A 16,203-nucleotide genomic window follows, 5' to 3' on the forward strand; every position below is an offset into this window, starting at 1 on the left:
GCCGGCGCGTAACCAAATCGGGGCCGGTCACGAACTACCCTGAGCACAAAGATTCCAGCGAAAGGCTTGCCATGTCGTTTCATTCCCGTCCGCTTCGCCGCCACAGCAGCGACGACAACGGTTTCATCCATCCGGTGCCGAGCGAAATCACGCCGCGCGCTGCATACGAGAGCCGGCGCGACCTGCTGAAGCTCATGGCCGGCGGCGCGGCGGGCGCGGCGCTGGCGAGCTTCGCGGCGCGCGAGGCGTGGGCCCAGGCGGCGGCGCCAGGCAAGCTCGCGGCGCTGCCGGGCGCCAAGTCGGCCGTGCCGGGTGCCATGTCCATGGACAAGCTCACCGACTACAAGGACGCCTCCACCTACAACAACTTCTACGAGTTCGGCACCGACAAGGCCGACCCGGCCAAGAACGCCGGCACGCTCAAGACCCGGCCGTGGACGGTGGAGGTCGAGGGCCTGGTCAAGAAGCCGGGCAAGTACGGCATCGAAGACCTGCTCAAGCTCAGCGCGCAGGAAGAGCGCATCTACCGCCTGCGTTGCGTCGAGGGTTGGTCGATGGTGATTCCGTGGGTCGGCTACTCGCTGGCCGAGCTGATCAAGAAGGTCGAGCCGCAGGGCAACGCCAAGTTCGTCGAGTTCGTCACTCTGGCCGACCCCAAGACCATGCCCTTCGTCGGCTCGCGCGTGCTCGACTGGCCCTACACCGAAGGCCTGCGCATGGACGAGGCGATGCACCCGCTCACGCTGCTGGCCTTCGGCATGTACGGCGAAGTGCTGCCCAACCAGAACGGCGCGCCGGTGCGGCTGGTGGTGCCGTGGAAGTACGGCTTCAAGTCGGCCAAGTCGATCGTCAAGATCCGCTTCGTCGAGAAGGAGCCGAGCACGGCCTGGAACAAGGCGGCGGCCAACGAATACGGCTTCTATTCGAACGTGAACCCGAACGTCGACCATCCGCGCTGGAGCCAGGCCACCGAGCGCCGCATCGGCGACGGCGGCGGCCTGTTCGCCAAGCGCCGCAAGACGGAAATGTTCAACGGCTACGAAGCCCAGGTCGGCCAGCTCTACGCCGGCATGGACCTGAAGAAGAACTACTGAGCCTGCGTCGCCGTCCGGCCGTTGCCCCATGAACAAGCTGCTCATGCATCCGGCGACCAAGCCGGTCATCTTCCTGCTGTGCCTGCTGCCGTTCGCGCGGCTGGCCTACGGAGCCTTCACCGACGGGCTCGGCGCGAACCCGGCCGAGTTCCTGATCCGTGCCACGGGCGACTGGACGCTGCGCTTCATCTGCATCGTGCTGGCGGTGACGCCGCTGCGCGTGATGAGCAAGTGGAACGCGCTCGCGCGCTATCGCCGCATGCTGGGCCTGTTCGCGTACTTCTACGTGGTGCTGCACCTGCTGTGCTACAGCTGGTTCGACATGGGCTTCGAGTGGGGCGACATCGTCAAGGACATTGCGAAGCGGCCGTTCATCCTGGTGGGTTTCACCGCCTTCGTGCTGCTGACGCCGTTGGCCGCCACCTCGTTCAACCGCGCGATCAAGGCGATGGGCGCAAAGCGCTGGCAGATGCTGCACAAGCTGGTGTACGTGATCGCGGGGCTCGGCCTGCTGCACTTCTTCTGGATGCGCGCGGGCAAGAACAACTTCGCCGAAGTGTTCGTCTACGCGGCGATCATCGCGGTGCTGCTTGCCTGGCGCGTGTGGGACTTCGCGCGCAAGCGCAAAGCAAGGGCTGGCGCTGGCGCCGCCACGGCGCGCGGCGGCAACAAGCCGCTGCGCACCGGCTGACCGCAAGGACTGCCGGGCAAGGGCGGATCAGCCGTCGATCTCGGCGCGCAGCTGGTCTTCCATCGTCTCGCGGCGGCGGATCAGCTTGGCGGTGGCGCCGCTCACCAGCACCTCGGCGGCACGGCCGCGCGTGTTGTAGTTGCTGGACATGCTCATGCAATACGCGCCGGCCGACAGCACGGCGAGCATGTCGCCAGCCACCACGTTGAGTGCGCGGTCGCGGCCGATCCAGTCGCCGCTTTCGCAGACCGGGCCGACCACGTCGTAGACCGGTGCATCGCCGGCGCGGGCGCGCACCGGCACGATGCGCTGGAAAGCCTGGTACATCGCGGGCCTTGGCAGGTCGTTCATGGCCGCGTCGACGATGCAGAAGTTCTTGTCTTCGCCGGGCTTGGTGTAGAGCACCTCAGTCACGCACACGCCCGCATTGCCGACGAGCGAGCGGCCGGGTTCGATGACCAGCTTGCGCCCGCCGAAGCCGCGCGCGTCGAGCTTGGCGAGCAGCTGCTGCCAGAGCGCATCGGCCTTGGGCGGCACTTCGCCGTTGTAGTCGATGCCCAGGCCGCCGCCGAAGTCGAGGTGATGGATCGGCACGCCGGCCGCCTCGATGGCCTCCACGAGGTCCAGCACGCGGTCGCAGGCGTCGAGGTACGGAGAGGCTTCGGTGATCTGCGAGCCGATGTGGCAGTCGATGCCGACCACCTCGAGGCCCGGCAGCCTCGCGGCGTGGCGGTAAGCCTCCACCGCGCGGTCATGCGCGATGCCGAACTTGTTGCCCTTCAGGCCGGTGGAAATGTACGGATGCGTCTTCGGATCGACGTTCGGATTGATGCGGATGCTGATCGGCGCGCGCCGGCCTTCGGCGGCGGCAACCTCGTTGAGCACGTCGAGTTCGGCCTCGCTCTCGACGTTGAAGCAGGCGATGCCGGCCGCGAGGGCCTGGCGCATCTCGGCGCGCGTCTTGCCGACGCCCGAGAAGATGATCTTCTTCGGATCGGCGCCGACCGCCAGCACGCGCGACAGCTCGCCGCCGGAGACGATGTCGAAACCGCAGCCCGCCTCGGCGAACACGCGCAGCACGCCGAGCGACGAGTTGGCCTTCATGGCGTAGCAGATGAGGGCATCGCGCCCCTCGAAGCCGCGCTGGTACGCGGCCAGGGCGTCGAGCATCCACTGCTTCGAGTAGACGAAGAGGGGGGTGCCGTGCTCGCGGGCCAGCGCGTCGAGCGCGACACCTTCGACATGCAGCGCGCCATCGCGCTCGGCGACGTGGGGTTGGCCGGGCAGGGAGGAGGACGAAGAAACGCTGCCGGTCATTTGCGGGTTCCGCTGCTGTCGTTGGTGTTGTTCGTGGTGGTGCCGCTGGCTGGCGTGGCTGGCGTGGGGGGAGTGTTCGTACTCGAGGTGGAATCCGATCCGCCCGGCGTCAGCAGTTGGGGCAACGTCGCCCGCTGGGCCGCCGCGGGATCGGTCGGGAGGTACAAGGCTCCCTTCTGGCCGCAAGCGGCCAGACCGGTGGTGGCTGCGGCGAGGCAGACCATGAGCGCAGCGCGGACGCGGGTGCTCACTAGAATTTGGCGAACGTTCAACATAGCGAAATTGTACTTTTCGACACTACGCCGACTTGTCAGGTCAGGCGTCTCTAGCCGCACTTGTTGCTCGGATAGTGAAATGCTCTCAGCAATCGCAACTAACGACGCCTTGCGCTAGAACTTTTCTGTGCCCCCTAAGGTAGTCTGGGCAGAAAAAAAGCCGGTGAGGCTTAGCTCACCGGCTTCTAGAGTACCGACCTAGCGCTTGCGCGATGGCGGCGTTACAGGCTTCGGTGCCGGACGCGCGGGGGAGCGGACGATTGTCTCCACGACGGTCGTAGCTGGGCGGCGCTGCGCTTCGCGGACCGGAATGAACTCGCCAGAGCGCGCGTCGCGCCCGATTTGATGCTTGGACATAGTTACCCTTTCTAAGGCTATTTACAGGTCAAGCTGTCAATCCAAACTAGTCCATGGCAAGATTCGTTTGTGGAACGTCTCTATTGATGGACACACCCCGACAGCCAAATGTTGGGCTTCAACGCCGGGCCGGAATCCCGGCGTTGTCGTTTTGGACAGGGACACTATATCTAGGGTCCGCCTACGCTTAAACCCCTAGATGTAGTGATCAACCCATTTCCGGGCAGGTACCCTCCCGTTTGTTACAAGTTCGACTTAGCGCTTATTGGGAACTTTGGATGTAGGACGAGTTTTGTAACTTCCGTAATAATTCCAGAGGTTGCGATGCTGTATGCATATAACTGTTGATTTATACAGTTGATATGTATTCTTATACAGTATGAAAACCGCCAGTTGGGGTCACTTCTTGTTAGCGCAAGTACTTGGCTGAGAGCAATCCAGCTCGACATAGGGGACCTCGAATTGCGCCGCGTTTAACGTCAAGCATTCCGGCAATCTGATCAATTGTGTAGAAGCCAGAGCGATACATCTCGACTACACCCAACTCGTCGCTCACGCTCAGTACTCGAGGTCTTCCCCAAACTTGTCCTCGAGCCCTAGCCGCAATCTGTCCAGCCAAGCAGCGATCACGAATCAATGCACGTTCGAATTCAGCAAATGAACCGAGCATCTGAACGAACAATCGACCAGCCGGCGTAACCGTCTCCACCGGCTCGGTAAGCGAACGAAAGCCAGCCGAGCGCGACTGAAGCAGCTCCAACACGGTCATAAGATGGACTACTGATCGAGCGAGCCGATCCATCTTGTAAACGACCAGAGTGTCTCCGGGTCCAATCCGCTCAAGAAGCGACTCCAGCACCGGACGCTTCTTCACCGCCGACCTCTTTTCCTCCACCACGTAGCTCACGCCAGCCTTTAAAAAGGCCTCGTACTGAATCAATGTATTTTGTTCAGCCGTTGACACTCGCGCATACCCAAAAAGCACAAACTCCTCCTCAGTCAGTACGTGTAACAATTAGTTTTCTAACAACTCTACAGGAGGGACGGGATGAAGCGCTTAGCACTTGTGATGGCCCTCACCATTGCGAGCCACTCCCATGCCGCAACGATCTATCTTTGCAAGGCCTACAACGGCTCGACTTTCTGGGCTCAAGCTCACTGCTCGAAACACAACGCCCTGATTGACCGCATCGAGACCGTCGCGGACGTACCTTGGGATCAGCAAGTAGAGCAGGCCAAAGCGAACCGCGACCGAGCTACGGGCGCGGTCAGCCAACAGCAGACAGCCGCGGGACAAAATCAATACTGCAACCGGCTTGCCAACGAACTGGGCGCCATCGAAGGCCGCTACAGCAAAGGGCAATGGCAGCCCGTTGACATCGTGAACCAGGACCAAAAGCGAACCCTCGCAATCAGGTCAGAGCTATCGCGGAATCACTGCCATATCCAGTGAAGCAGTTACCGGAAACGAAATTCACTCCCGACAAGGCCATGCCAGCACCGCTACCCCGGCTGAAATGACCATGGAGAGCCTGGTTTGACACGAGGTTGCGGCGACGGATCAGCGGGCGCTGGAACAGCAGGACGCGCCTGCTCCAAACTGCCAATCAGAACCATGCCAGGAGCTTGCTGCTGGCCTTCATGGCGGGTTTCAGCGGGCCTAGCGACTGTCGCCTGCTGATACTGCCCCGACCGCTCTCCCTCGGCCTGAAAAGCCAGGAACGAACCGTTCGCCACGAGCTGGCGACACATGGCCAAATCGACGGGATACGGCGTCGCATCTTGCGTGTAGCACTTGCACCCCACGGACTTCATCTCCACACACGCAGCAGGCACCGGAACGCGCCTAGGCTCCGTCAACTTATCGTAGGCCGGGGCGGTGTGCATCAAGCCAGCGATGCGCGGCTGATACGAAGCAATGTATTCCGCCTGAGTCATTGGCCTCACGCGATCTCCGCCGCCACTCACAGCGCCAGTCGAAACTGGACTGGCCGAAGCCGCTGAAGGGTCTTGCCCCCTGCCCATGTTCATGAGCCGAGTAGAGGCGTACCACCCGGCTGCGATGGCGAGAATCGGCGCGATCACAAGCACCCAAAACTTCATCGGAATCTTGCGCTTTCCGGTGTGCAGCATGGCACTGTCATACCAGCCGTAGACCTCCTTTGGCTGCGTGCGCGTCGATATCTGAGCCGCCTTGCCGGAGCCGTCTTTCTCGCAGTTCATGTTGACAGCATCCCACTGCAAAACGCGAGTGGCCGTGCTGGCACCAAAGACGCGTTTCAAGTGCTGATGCCAACCCGGCGACCCAATCAGCTTGCGCACAAAATTGTCGATGTTCGCCGGATGCTGAGTGAGCAAGAAGAAGTCAAAACCGCGTGCACGATGCTCAGCGAGCATGCGCACATGATCCGGCACCGCCGCGCTATTCGGCCGAAGCGGCATATCGTTATGGCACTCATCGATCAAGAAAATGGTGCCGTCCTGCTCGGCCTGCCAATCCTTGAATTCGATCCGCTTCCAGCCGAACTCAAGCTCTTTTTCCGGCTTGAGTTTGAACCGACCATTCCAAGCAACAGGGCGACCCGTCGCTAACTGCAAGTCACGCACATCCTTCAGCGTGAAAAGCGTCTTGCATGAGCCATTGGCACCAGTACGAAGGTAGAGCATTTACTTGTGCACCCAACGCTTGAAAGTGTCCGACTGGACCCCGTTGATAACCGATCTAGCAACGATGGCAGAGGTCACAATGCTGATGCACTGCCCGACACGCAGCGTACCCAGCATGCCGAAAACCTCAGGCGGCAGCTGCTGGAATGCCGCGACAGCTTGCGCCTTGAGAAATCCCAAGGATGCATTGACCCCCGTGTAGGTGACCACGCCGATACCAAGACCGATCAACACACGGCCCGCAACGGACCCCGCAATGTTGACCAAGAGCGTACCGAGCGCCCAAAGCAAAGCAGGCATATCAACCCCTTGTAACGATGCGAGCAGCCAACAACGATGCAACGCCGACCATCACAAGGCCAAGCGCTTCGAGGTACTGACAGATCATGGAGAACGCAATGTTGATGGACTTGCCCATCACCACGATGGTCTTGTCAGGAATGCAAGACGCACCGCCTCCAAGCGCATTCGAGCTATCGAAGCTACCGGCGCCAATGCTGACCGAACCATTGTTCGGGTTGTTGCCGGTCTGATTGCCAGTCTTCGCAGCTTCCTCGCGCCCGACAGACTGCGACGCCTCATCAGGATTGACCTTGCAGTTTTGACGAAACGTTTCCTCTGCCATCGCGTTGATCACAGCATCCTCACTCACGGCCTTGTATCCACCAGCGCACGACCCACCGAACCCGGTCGGCTTCTTGTCATCGTCGCCCTTGCAAGCTGCAGCGGTGCTGCCCGCACACATTTCGCTCTTCGTGCCGCTCTCCGTCTTCGTCTCGGTCTTGGAGCCCGGGCCGGTGCCGTTGGGTCCAGAGCCGCCACTCGTCACCGTGGTGATCTTCTGGCACGCATTACCGTTGCAGATCGTCTGCGTGGTGGTGGTGTTGTTAGTGGTGTTGTTCGTGACGGAGCCGTCGGGGTTCTTTGTTGACCCGTCCTCCTTCTTGGTCTCGTTGGATGCACTCGAACCACAGGGCACGACCACATCAACGCCATTGACTTGGCCAGGACACTTGCCCGGCGGCAACTTCTCCGGCACCGGGTTAGCCGCGGTCTCCTCCTTCGTCGGATCGTTCGTGGTGCCACCGTCAGTCCCTTGGGACGATGGTCCGCTCACTTCGCTCGATCCGGTGCACTTGTCGCCCGTATAGAAGCTGTTGGATATCTGGCAAACACCACGACCAGACACCATCACCCCGCTGGAGTACTGGCCACAAAAATCCAGATTGCCCTTAACGGTGCAGCTCTTGTTGCAGAACCTGCCGTAAGGCTGCGCCGTCGCCTGCTCACCAGCATTGACCTTGTACCCGTACTGGCACACACCTCCAGTACAAGCGCCGTCGTTAGGAGGTGTCATCCCCAGCACCGTCATACACCCGTTGTCGATGACACACGAGTTCCCCGATAACTCGACGTACCCTGCTGCGCATTGACACGACCCGCCGGACGCCAAACTGTTCGCGGGACAAGACCCAGACACGTAGACCATATCCTGGCTCAAAAAGAGAAAGAAGGGATCGGGGCGACTCACGTCGCACGTCTTTGAACCGCGAATCGTCCCGACCACGGTGTTCGAGCCAATCGCCGGATTGACCTGAGCTTGAAAGGCGGCGAAGGCGCTACAGGCCTGTTGCACGGTGGGAAACACTGCTGACCCAGAACTTGCTGAATAAGCCCAGCCCTCTTGAGTAGGCAAGAGCGCGTGGGCAGACGATGCCCATACCACAAGAAACAGCGAGCCCAGGAAGGCCGATATCAGGCGGAGAAAATGAGCCATACCGCCCCCAATATTGCGATGATGACGAACAGACCCATAAGACTTGCCCTCTGCGAAACGACCAGGATGACAGTCCCCAACGTGGGGACGCTCACCAGGACACTTTGAAGAAGGCACCCGAGGACGTCTCCCCGGATGCGCTCAGCGGTGGATCAGCTCAGGGCCGAACGCACCCAGCGGAAGGCCTTGACCGCGACCATCACCAGCAGCACGCCAGCACCGATGGCAACCACGGACGCAATCTGCGCGCCGATGTCGGCAGTCACGGCGGTCACGTCCACGGCAGCGGCGTTCGCTGCACCGGCGACAGCCAGAGCACTGGCAGCAGCGGCCAGACGGAGGGTTTGAGCGTTGAGCTTATTCATGTCATTCACTTTCATGGTTGGTTGTGCCGTCGGATGAACTGAGCGTTCGGGCCAGCATGCGAATGCCGAAGCCGACTGCCCAGACCGCGAGGACGGCGCCCGCGATTTGTGCGCCTTCCGCAGTCGTAAGCTGCAGAGGAGGCAAAGAAAGTTCGTGCACGACGGTCACCGTGCACGACGCCGAGCACTCGATAGTTGTCGGATCAGCCATAAAAGGCCTTGAGCATTCCGACCACCCCAACAGCAGCCAGTGCGCCGAGCTTCCACACGAAACTGCGCCCGAAAGTGCGGATGAGCCAGCGCATCACGCACGGTCCTCAGCACGCGCGGCCTTGCCATCCTGATAAGCCTTCATTGCAGCAGGATCAACAACGTCGCCGAGGCGTCGCCCCACATAGCCCGAATCAAAGGCCTCCGTCCGCAAGTTGTGACCGTACTCATCGGACTGACCGTCGCCAACAGCAGCCATCGCCGCAGCGCGCTCATAAACCTCTTCGATGCTGGCCGGCCTTTGTCGACCTGACGCAGCAGAAGACTCTCCACCATCGCCAACAAGATCGCGAAAGTGTCTGAATGCCACGATCGCGGCATAGACCATCAGGACGGCCACGCCTGCCCCGACAACGGCAGCCACCTGCCCAATGATTTCCGCTTGCGCGGCTGTAACGTTGACTGCTGCCATGCTCTCTCCTCTTTTGATCGAACCCACTTAGAAGCACCGCGCGCGATGCTTCGAGGTGGAGTCATTGCCGGATAAGCGGGACCTTCGAATGGTCTCGATGCCGAGCCTTGTAGATGCGCTCAGCAGAGCAGGCATGGGCTTCGATGGTGGCGACCAGCACACCACCAGCACATGCGCCCACGAGGAAAGCAGCAATCAACATTACGACTCCAATTGGTAGCAACGGAAAACAACCGCCTCGCCGCCGAAGTGGTCAGCCACCGCATCGGCAGCAGCCTCCCCGGTCTTAAACGGAGTAGCGTTGGTAATGAGCGGCGTGTAATCCACACCGCCCTCGCCATCGGCACGAAGAAACGCATGGTCCTCAGTGCCTTGAACGTAGTAACGAGGTGCGACTTGCATGGACGTGTACCGGAAACGAAATGCGGTCTACGCTTCCGAATACCCTTGGTGCCTAGGAGCCCGCGACGGGCTTCACGCCCTTCGTCGGAACGAGGCCATGCATCACCGTCTTCGTCGCCTTGCCGCTGGTGACAATCTCCATTTCGGCCTGCGCTTCAAACGGGAAAGGCAGGTGCTTGTACTTGGAGTACTCGTCGCTGGTGCCAAGGTTGAATTCGGAGCTGGCCATGCCCTTTGCCGTGCCCTTCGATGCATCGAGGTCGACCAGGGCATAGACCTTAGTGGAGTCGTAGCCGTTGCCGTTTTCGAGCGTACCTTTGCTGGCCTTCATGCCCACCACTTGGATGACTTGAGAGAACTTCATTGCGATTTCCTTTAACCGGCTGAATCAAAGAACCGCGACGGCCGGAACGTCGGGATTGGTGTATTTCTTGAGCGCCTTTTGGATGCCGTGCATCAACGTGCCGTGATCGAGACCACGCAGCGAGCGAGGCACGCGACGGTTCTTTTCTTCGAGGACGAGGCCGACGAGCCAGTCTTCGTTGGGCATGATTTGCGTGATCTGCACGAGGGTCGGCGCGACGACGCGGCGGACCCATTCGATGCAGCGTTCAGCACTTGCTTCGGCGACCTTGGTAGCCGTTGGCACACGAATTGCCACGTGGTGATTGCAAAGCCAGTTGGTGGCCTCGTAGGCACCGGCATAGAAATCCGCAGGCTGCACGAGGGCATCCCACGGAATGACGCGATTCACGTTGCGCAACTCCACCTCGCCGCGCAGCCACTTGGACGACATATCGCCAAACGCATGGCCCTTTTCGTAGCCGCGGAAAAGCTTGCCGCTCTCGCGCAAACCGACTTGGAAGGTGCGCGAGTCGCCGGGCTTGAACAGGGAGACAGTCGCAATGCGACGCAGGTCGATGCAATCGAGCTTGACTCGCGTGTAGTCGGCCTCGTCGCCGTCATCGATGCCGATCCACGCGCCGTGGCATTGGTGCTTCGGCCTGCGGTTGCGGTAGCTGAAGCCGTGGGCCTTGTAGAGGCCAACCAGCTCGCTGATGTCTACCTCGCCTTCGAAGAAGTCTTTGGCCAAATCGATGCGGGTGATGGTGGGGGCGAACTCGCCGAAATAGGCGTGCACACGCGTTTCCCACCCGGGCCGGGCATAGGTACAGCCCTCACCCTTGAGCGTGAAACAGACCGTTCCGCGCTGCGATTCACCGCCCGCAGATACGCTGGCCACCTCATGACCGAAGGCGTTGTCTATGGTGGTGGTGAACTCGTAGTAGTCGCGGCCTGGACGATCCAAGCCGACCACGAAGCCGAGCAGTTGAGCGAAGACGTGAGCGAACCAGCGCGCGAGGTTCTGATCGTCGGTATCGCCCGGAACCTTGCGCGTATGAGGCACGTTGGCGCGCTTGAACGTGAAGCGAAAGTAGTCCACGATCACACCCGACTGCCCGGCAGCAGCGACTTGCCGACCCTGAGTCAGGACCTTCACGCGGTTGCCTTCGAGAACCAGCTTTTCGTCAACCGCCATTGCCCACCTCATCAACTTCGTTGTTTACCCCCGTGTTACTCGGGGGGGTATAAAAACCGGGCGCCGCCGCGTCGGCGTCCGGCAAGCCGTGCCGCTCGACGCTGGCGGCTCCGGCCGTGACAGCACAGCCCGCACAGTTGCGGTCGCAACGGTCGGCGAGGTACAGGCATTGCAGGAGGCATGCGCCATCGGATGCGGGCGCGTCCTGCGGACCGGGCTCTAGCCCTTCGGGTTGAGCCACGGAGTACCGCGTCTCAATCGCTGGAGCGACAGCCGATCCCTCGCGCTTCATGGCGATCAACGGCTGCTCGCGGGCTACGTCTCTGCGAGCCGCAGCGGTCAACCGGCCATGGCTGCACGCCATGGAACAGCCGCTCAGCAAGAAAGGGGGCGACTCGAAGGCAAAGGCCCGTACGGCGCGCTGGGCGGCCGCGTAGGCAGTCTGAAACGGCGATGGAGGGGGCAGCGCGTCCGCGAACGTCATCGCGGCTGCATTGGCGCCTGCGCGCGTCGTGATCACAGGCGCGGCTCCATGCCCAGCGAACGGCGACGGAACGCGGCGGCGCGCAACAGCTGCGGATCGCCGGAGGCCTCCTCGTTGGCGATCAATTCGAGCACCATCTTTCGACGGTGCTGCGCGACGGTCAGCCCGCCGCGACGGCGCAGAGCCTCGCCCTGGTCAACGCATCCCCATTGCGGAGACGTTTCAACCTGGCTGGAAATTCCCCGGACTGGGGACTCGTCGTCCTGGTCATGGGCTCCCCACGCTGGGGACTGCTCGAGGGGAACGACCAGGAGGCCATTGCGCTGCGATCCCCGAAGCGGGGAAGCCACACCTGGAGCAGAAGCTGCGCGCGGATGGTCCGGGCAGATGCCGCCCGTGCGGACCTCGAAACCATGCTTGCGGCACGACCAGTACGTGACTTGATTCAGGCCGTTTTCTTCGCCAGTCATGAACTGGCAATTGCGACAGCAAGGCCGAGCCTGAGGGGTGACATACCCCGCCTGCTGATGCTTCGGAATAAGCCTCATAGACGCCCCTGCACGCCTTCAAGGCGCAGGCATGCGACCTTGGCGCGGTCCGGCTGGACGCCACGTCGAACGAAAGCCGCACAGACCGCCGCGTCGTCGCGGTATTGCGCCGATGCGACGGCCGAGCCATTGCGGATGCCCGTGGGGATCGGAGCGCTGATGGCGACGAACGCGCGGCGCTTCCATTCGAGCTTTTCGGCCAACGTCATACTTGCCCCCACGAACTCTCCAAGGGACTGCAATGAACCACTGGACGCATAAATGGGACGAGCGCATCGAGGGGGAACAAACGATTCGAAACACGACCTACAGGGACGCTCGACTCGAAGTCACAGCCCAAGAAATCGGAACGGAAGGCGACTTCGTTGCCACCATCCTTCGCGTCGATCCGCACGGAGCTCCAAGCAGGAGCGGACCGCACTGGGGTAAATCCACCGAAGAAGCACTCGACCGCGCATGCCGATCCGCGCTGCAGCAGGTGGATGCCGATAGGTAGCGAACCATCACTCACTGCAACCCCTTTGCGCCATAGAGGCCGACTTGCTTCCAGTTGCGGTTCGTCAACGCAAAGCGGGTGATTGACTGCATCAACTCGTTCACCGAGCAATCCAACTCACCGGCAATCTCGGCCAGCTTCGCCTTGATCTCGGGCTTGTCGCTGTAGTCGATGCGCGGCTTCACGGCGCGATGCGCACGCACGCGCGCGGCATCGTTGGCGTAAATAGCAGGACGACCGGAGCGCACCTCCCGCACGGACTCACCCAGAGCCGCCAAGCTGCCAGACGAGCCGCTATCGGCGGGAGGTGCGCAATCGAAAAGGTCGGGATGGTGCATGGCGGCTCCTAGTGGCAAAATGCATTCACTGGCAGAAATGGCAATTACTTGCTATTTCGTATTTTGCCACCAGTAGCAATTATTGCAATTGGAGTTCGCTATGAAGATCGAAGAGTTGATTGCAATTGCTGCAATCAGAAGCGGAAAAGAAAGGCGTCAACTTGCCGAAGAAATGGGCATAGACGCGAGCCGGCTGAGCAAGATCGCGAAAGGGAAACTTGCTCCGCAGCCGGGTGAAATCATCTACCTCGCCACCGAGGCAAAAACTGATGCCATGCGAGCACTCGCAGACATCGAATCAGAGCGCGAACCCCGCTTCGCAAACCTGTGGAGTCAGGCGCTCATGAACATGGCAAAACTGTAATGACCGACATTGAGTACATGGACCGCGCCGAAGCCGCGCTCGCCGCCATCGAGGAGAGCTGCGACCGCATCAACGACGCGACCGATGCCGACATCGACAACCAGAGGGTTGGCGGGATGATCACGATTTCATTCCAGAACGGCAGCCAGTTGATCGTGAATCTGCAGAAGCCCCTGCAGGAAATCTGGTTGGCCGCGCGTTCGGGCGGCTATCACTACCGGCACGACGGCAAGGCCTGGGTCGACACCAAGACCGGCGAAGAACTCTTCGCCAATCTCTCGCGCGAAGCGACCTTGCAGGCCGGGCAGCCGCTGGAATTCGCGGCTGCCTGATCCGCCGCCGCGTCAGTTCCTGAAGAGATCGAGGATGCGGCTGCGTTCCTCGGGCGGGGCCGGCGGGCTGACCGGCGCGCCGGTCAGGGCTTCGACCGGTGCCACTGGCGCGGCTTCCACGCCGAGCGATGCCACGCCGCGGCCTGGTGCGTAGTCGTCGTAGTACCACTCGCCGCCCACGTTCACGATGCCGGAGGGCGGTGCCGTCGCGATGTCGGTCACCGGCACGCCCTTGATGGCGGTTTCCATGTAGTTGATCCAGATCGGCAGGCTCAGGCCGCCACCGGTCTCGCGGTCGCCCAGGTTGCGGGGCGTGTCGTAGCCGATCCACGAGATGGCGGTCATGGTCGGCTGGAAGCCGGCGAACCAGGCGTCGAGGGAGTCGTTGGTGGTGCCGGTCTTGCCGTAGAGGTCGGGCCGCTTGAGCATGGCCTGCGCCTTGGCGGCGGTGCCGGCGCGCGCCACCGACTGCAGCAGCGTGTCCATGATGAATGCGTTGCGCTGTGGAATGGCGCGCAGCGACTCGTTGAGCAGCGGCGGCTGCTTGTCGACCAGCACCTTGTCCTTGTGGTCGGTGATGCGGGTCACGAGGTAGGGGTTGACGCGGTAGCCGCCGTTGGCGAACACCGAGTAGCCCACCGCCATCTGCATCGGCGTGACCGAGCCCGCGCCCAGCGCCATCGGCAGGTAGGCGGGGTGCTTGTCCTTGTCGAAGCCGAAGTTGGTGATCCACTCCTGGGCGTAGCGGGTGCCGATGGACTGCAGGATGCGGATCGACACGAGGTTCTTCGACTTCATGAGCGCGGTGCGCATCGACATCGGGCCGTCGTAGCCGCCGCCGTAGTTCTTGGGCTCCCAGGGCTGGCCGCCGGTGGTGCCCGCGTCGAAGAACAGCGGGCCGTCGTTGATGACGGTGGCGGGGGTGAAGCCCTTTTCGAGCGCCGCCGAATAGATGAACGGCTTGAAGCTCGAACCCGGCTGGCGCCAGGCCTGGGTCACGTGGTTGAACTTGTTCTTGCCGAAATCGAAGCCGCCGACCAGCGCCTTGATGGCGCCGTCGCGCGGATCCATGGCGACGAAGGCGCCTTCCACTTCGGGCAGCTGGGTGATTTCCCAGGTGTTCTTGGGCGTCTTCACCGCGCGGATGACCGCGCCGCGACGGATCTTGATGTTGGGCGGCGCCTTGTCGGAGAGGCCGGACTGCGCGGGCTTGAGCCCTTCGCCGGTGATCTGCACAGCGTCGCCGTTGGCGCGCACCGCGTCGATCTGCTTGGGCGTGGCCTTGAGCACCACGGCGGCCATCACGTCGCCGTTGTCGGGGTGGTCGCTGAGCGCGTCGTCCACCGCTTCGTCGAGGTCCTTGGCGTCGGCGGGCAGGTCGACGAACTTCTCGGGTCCGCGATAGATCTGGCGGCGCTCGTAATCCATGATGCCCTTGCGCAGCGCCTTGTAGGCGGCAGCCTGGTCGGCCGCCACCAGCGAGGTGTAGACCTTGAGGCCGCGCGTGTAGGTGCTGTCGCCGTATTGCGCGTACATCAGCTGGCGCACCGTCTCGGCCACGTATTCGGCATGCAGGCGGTTCGGGTCGGCGGCGTCGCGCAGGTGCAGCTCTTCCTTCTTGGCCTCGGCCGCCTGTTCGGCGGTGATGAAGCCGGCCTCCTGCATGCGGTCGATCACGTAGAACTGACGGCCGCGCGCGCGCTGCGGGTTGTTCACCGGGTTGTTCGCGCCAGGCGCCTTCGGCAGGCCGGCCAGCATGGCGGCCTGGGCGATCGTGAGTTCCTGCAGGGGCTTGCCGAAATACGCTTCGGACGCGGCGGCAAAGCCGTAGGCGCGGTTGCCGAGGTAGATCTGGTTCAGGTAGATCTCGAAGATCTGGTCCTTGGTCAGCAGGTGCTCCAGCTTGAAGGTCAGGAGCACTTCGTAGACCTTGCGGGTCAGCGTCTTTTCGGAGCTCAGGTAGACGTTGCGCGCGACCTGCATGGTGATGGTCGATGCGCCCTGGCTCTTCACCCGGTTCAGGTTGGCCAGGCCGGCGCGCACCATGCCCTTGTAGTCCACGCCGCCGTGGTCATAGAAGCGCGAGTCTTCGGCGGCCAGCACGGCGTCTTTCACGACCTTGGGAATGGCGGAGATGGGCGTCAGGTTGCGGCGCTCTTCCCCGAATTCCCCGATCAGCGTGCCTTCCGCCGAGAACACCCGCAGCGGCAGCTTGGGCCGATAGTCCGACAGCTCGCTGATGTCCGGCAGGTTGGGATACGCGACCGCCAGGGCCACCGCCACCACGCACAGGACCGACAGCACGCCGGCCGCGGCAATGCCGAATCCCCAGAAGAACAGGCGCAGCAGCCATCTCAGCCAGGCTGGGCGTTTGGGGGGAGGGGTCTTGGCTGGCCCTGTGGGGCTTGAAGTTTTTTCTTGCATGGAGGGCCGGGGAGTCACCCGACATTATAAAAAGCCGCTCCCTTCGAACC

Annotated in this window: 21 protein-coding genes; 6 read left to right on the forward strand and 15 right to left on the reverse strand. The window is 62.1% G+C overall.

Features of this window, described 5'->3' with window-relative positions; translation table 11 throughout:
• The first annotated feature begins 71 nt into the window (after window positions 1-71).
• Together msrP and msrQ are read left to right on the forward strand one after the other, a co-directional pair.
• Window positions 72-1,094, forward strand: coding sequence for a protein-methionine-sulfoxide reductase catalytic subunit MsrP (gene msrP, locus AC1RVW_RS14040; RefSeq protein ID WP_409194983.1), 1,023 nt, complete (start codon window positions 72-74; stop codon window positions 1,092-1,094).
• Window positions 1,095-1,122: 28 nt separating this feature from the next.
• Window positions 1,123-1,785, forward strand: a complete 663-nt coding sequence (gene msrQ / locus AC1RVW_RS14045; protein WP_493200571.1) for a protein-methionine-sulfoxide reductase heme-binding subunit MsrQ — start codon at window positions 1,123-1,125, stop codon at window positions 1,783-1,785.
• A 27-nt stretch (window positions 1,786-1,812) separates the two neighbouring features.
• On the opposite strand, the gene lysA is transcribed toward msrQ, so the two are convergent.
• The 3 genes from lysA to AC1RVW_RS14060 all read right to left on the reverse strand — a co-directional run bounded on the left by lysA (window position 1,813) and on the right by AC1RVW_RS14060 (window position 4,719).
• A complete protein-coding gene (lysA, locus tag AC1RVW_RS14050; protein ID WP_493200573.1) occupies window positions 1,813-3,102 on the reverse strand; it encodes a diaminopimelate decarboxylase in 1,290 nt (429 codons plus the stop codon).
• Entirely contained in the window at window positions 3,099-3,377 is a 279-nt protein-coding gene (gene lptM, locus AC1RVW_RS14055) for an LPS translocon maturation chaperone LptM (RefSeq protein WP_493200575.1), read from the reverse strand. The genes lysA and lptM overlap by 4 nt, the downstream gene beginning before the upstream one ends.
• 766 nt (window positions 3,378-4,143) lie before the next feature.
• Window positions 4,144-4,719, reverse strand: a complete 576-nt coding sequence (locus AC1RVW_RS14060) for a recombinase family protein (protein ID WP_493200643.1) — start codon at window positions 4,717-4,719, stop codon at window positions 4,144-4,146.
• Window positions 4,720-4,782: 63 nt separating this feature from the next.
• Between AC1RVW_RS14060 and AC1RVW_RS14065 the strand changes: the two genes are divergently transcribed.
• Window positions 4,783-5,187 (forward strand): hypothetical protein, encoded by a 405-nt coding sequence (locus AC1RVW_RS14065; protein WP_493200577.1) that lies wholly within the window; start codon window positions 4,783-4,785, stop codon window positions 5,185-5,187.
• A gap of 50 nt (window positions 5,188-5,237) precedes the next feature.
• Here AC1RVW_RS14065 and AC1RVW_RS14070 read toward each other — a convergent pair whose 3' ends face one another.
• From AC1RVW_RS14070 to AC1RVW_RS14115, 10 genes are all read right to left on the reverse strand, one after another.
• A complete protein-coding gene (locus tag AC1RVW_RS14070; protein WP_493200579.1) occupies window positions 5,238-6,401 on the reverse strand; it encodes a zonular occludens toxin domain-containing protein in 1,164 nt (387 codons plus the stop codon).
• Entirely contained in the window at window positions 6,402-6,701 is a 300-nt protein-coding gene (locus AC1RVW_RS14075) for a DUF2523 domain-containing protein (protein ID WP_493200581.1), read from the reverse strand.
• A 1-nt stretch (window position 6,702) separates the two neighbouring features.
• Entirely contained in the window at window positions 6,703-8,178 is a 1,476-nt protein-coding gene (locus AC1RVW_RS14080; RefSeq protein ID WP_493200583.1) for a virulence factor TspB C-terminal domain-related protein, read from the reverse strand.
• 152 nt (window positions 8,179-8,330) lie between these two features.
• Window positions 8,331-8,543: a major capsid protein gene (locus AC1RVW_RS14085; protein ID WP_493200584.1), complete on the reverse strand. Its 213-nt coding sequence runs from the start codon at window positions 8,541-8,543 to the stop codon at window positions 8,331-8,333.
• 304 nt (window positions 8,544-8,847) lie between these two features.
• The gene (locus AC1RVW_RS14090; protein WP_493200586.1) at window positions 8,848-9,225 is read right to left on the reverse strand and encodes a hypothetical protein; all 378 of its coding nucleotides are present in this window, start codon (window positions 9,223-9,225) and stop codon (window positions 8,848-8,850) included.
• Between the two features lie 201 nt (window positions 9,226-9,426).
• Complete coding sequence (locus AC1RVW_RS14095; protein ID WP_454914139.1) at window positions 9,427-9,627, reverse strand: hypothetical protein; 201 nt, start codon at window positions 9,625-9,627, stop codon at window positions 9,427-9,429.
• A 52-nt stretch (window positions 9,628-9,679) separates the two neighbouring features.
• Window positions 9,680-9,991, reverse strand: a complete 312-nt coding sequence (locus AC1RVW_RS14100; protein ID WP_454914286.1) for a hypothetical protein — start codon at window positions 9,989-9,991, stop codon at window positions 9,680-9,682.
• A gap of 24 nt (window positions 9,992-10,015) precedes the next feature.
• Window positions 10,016-11,167, reverse strand: a complete 1,152-nt coding sequence (locus AC1RVW_RS14105) for a replication initiation factor domain-containing protein (RefSeq protein WP_493200589.1) — start codon at window positions 11,165-11,167, stop codon at window positions 10,016-10,018.
• Between the two features lie 516 nt (window positions 11,168-11,683).
• On the reverse strand, window positions 11,684-12,121 hold the full coding sequence (locus AC1RVW_RS14110) for a hypothetical protein (protein WP_493200590.1): 438 nt from the start codon (window positions 12,119-12,121) through the stop codon (window positions 11,684-11,686).
• A gap of 74 nt (window positions 12,122-12,195) precedes the next feature.
• Window positions 12,196-12,402, reverse strand: coding sequence for a hypothetical protein (locus AC1RVW_RS14115; protein WP_493200592.1), 207 nt, complete (start codon window positions 12,400-12,402; stop codon window positions 12,196-12,198).
• 38 nt (window positions 12,403-12,440) lie between these two features.
• On the opposite strand from AC1RVW_RS14115, the gene AC1RVW_RS14120 reads away from it, so the two are divergent.
• Window positions 12,441-12,695, forward strand: a complete 255-nt coding sequence (locus tag AC1RVW_RS14120; RefSeq protein WP_493200594.1) for a hypothetical protein — start codon at window positions 12,441-12,443, stop codon at window positions 12,693-12,695.
• A gap of 11 nt (window positions 12,696-12,706) precedes the next feature.
• On the opposite strand, the gene AC1RVW_RS14125 is transcribed toward AC1RVW_RS14120, so the two are convergent.
• Window positions 12,707-13,033 carry a hypothetical protein gene (locus tag AC1RVW_RS14125; protein WP_493200595.1) on the reverse strand — a complete coding sequence of 109 codons (327 nt, stop codon included), beginning with the start codon at window positions 13,031-13,033 and terminating at the stop codon, window positions 12,707-12,709.
• 100 nt (window positions 13,034-13,133) lie between these two features.
• Here AC1RVW_RS14125 and AC1RVW_RS14130 point away from each other — a divergent pair, with 100 nt between their 5' ends.
• Window positions 13,134-13,397, forward strand: coding sequence for a hypothetical protein (locus AC1RVW_RS14130; protein ID WP_493200597.1), 264 nt, complete (start codon window positions 13,134-13,136; stop codon window positions 13,395-13,397).
• Window positions 13,397-13,729, forward strand: coding sequence for an iron donor protein CyaY (gene cyaY, locus AC1RVW_RS14135; protein ID WP_081266477.1), 333 nt, complete (start codon window positions 13,397-13,399; stop codon window positions 13,727-13,729). Before AC1RVW_RS14130 ends, cyaY begins: the two co-directional genes overlap by 1 nt.
• A gap of 12 nt (window positions 13,730-13,741) precedes the next feature.
• Here cyaY and AC1RVW_RS14140 read toward each other — a convergent pair whose 3' ends face one another.
• Window positions 13,742-16,153 (reverse strand): penicillin-binding protein 1A, encoded by a 2,412-nt coding sequence (locus AC1RVW_RS14140; protein WP_493200599.1) that lies wholly within the window; start codon window positions 16,151-16,153, stop codon window positions 13,742-13,744.
• Window positions 16,154-16,203 lie beyond the last annotated feature (50 nt).

Source organism: Variovorax sp. MPBD4-3 (assembly GCF_058809745.1).

Bases quoted from the DNA above. Each gene is read 5' to 3' on its own strand.
- lysA (WP_493200573.1), bottom strand. From the start codon at position 3,102: ATGACCGGCAGCGTTTCTTCGTCCTCCTCCCTGCCCGGCCAACCCCAC.
- AC1RVW_RS14075 (WP_493200581.1), bottom strand. From the start codon at position 6,701: ATGCCTGCTTTGCTTTGGGCGCTCGGTACGCTCTTGGTCAACATTGCG.
- AC1RVW_RS14085 (WP_493200584.1), bottom strand. From the start codon at position 8,543: ATGAATAAGCTCAACGCTCAAACCCTCCGTCTGGCCGCTGCTGCCAGT.
- AC1RVW_RS14130 (WP_493200597.1), top strand. From the start codon at position 13,134: ATGAAGATCGAAGAGTTGATTGCAATTGCTGCAATCAGAAGCGGAAAA.
- lptM (WP_493200575.1), bottom strand. From the start codon at position 3,377: ATGTTGAACGTTCGCCAAATTCTAGTGAGCACCCGCGTCCGCGCTGCG.
- AC1RVW_RS14080 (WP_493200583.1), bottom strand. From the start codon at position 8,178: ATGGCTCATTTTCTCCGCCTGATATCGGCCTTCCTGGGCTCGCTGTTT.
- AC1RVW_RS14125 (WP_493200595.1), bottom strand. From the start codon at position 13,033: ATGCACCATCCCGACCTTTTCGATTGCGCACCTCCCGCCGATAGCGGC.
- cyaY (WP_081266477.1), top strand. From the start codon at position 13,397: ATGACCGACATTGAGTACATGGACCGCGCCGAAGCCGCGCTCGCCGCC.
- msrP (WP_409194983.1), top strand. From the start codon at position 72: ATGTCGTTTCATTCCCGTCCGCTTCGCCGCCACAGCAGCGACGACAAC.
- AC1RVW_RS14140 (WP_493200599.1), bottom strand. From the start codon at position 16,153: ATGCAAGAAAAAACTTCAAGCCCCACAGGGCCAGCCAAGACCCCTCCC.
- msrQ (WP_493200571.1), top strand. From the start codon at position 1,123: ATGAACAAGCTGCTCATGCATCCGGCGACCAAGCCGGTCATCTTCCTG.
- AC1RVW_RS14100 (WP_454914286.1), bottom strand. From the start codon at position 9,991: ATGAAGTTCTCTCAAGTCATCCAAGTGGTGGGCATGAAGGCCAGCAAA.
- AC1RVW_RS14065 (WP_493200577.1), top strand. From the start codon at position 4,783: ATGAAGCGCTTAGCACTTGTGATGGCCCTCACCATTGCGAGCCACTCC.
- AC1RVW_RS14105 (WP_493200589.1), bottom strand. From the start codon at position 11,167: ATGGCGGTTGACGAAAAGCTGGTTCTCGAAGGCAACCGCGTGAAGGTC.
- AC1RVW_RS14120 (WP_493200594.1), top strand. From the start codon at position 12,441: ATGAACCACTGGACGCATAAATGGGACGAGCGCATCGAGGGGGAACAA.
- AC1RVW_RS14110 (WP_493200590.1), bottom strand. From the start codon at position 12,121: ATGACTGGCGAAGAAAACGGCCTGAATCAAGTCACGTACTGGTCGTGC.
- AC1RVW_RS14070 (WP_493200579.1), bottom strand. From the start codon at position 6,401: ATGCTCTACCTTCGTACTGGTGCCAATGGCTCATGCAAGACGCTTTTC.
- AC1RVW_RS14090 (WP_493200586.1), bottom strand. From the start codon at position 9,225: ATGGCAGCAGTCAACGTTACAGCCGCGCAAGCGGAAATCATTGGGCAG.
- AC1RVW_RS14095 (WP_454914139.1), bottom strand. From the start codon at position 9,627: ATGCAAGTCGCACCTCGTTACTACGTTCAAGGCACTGAGGACCATGCG.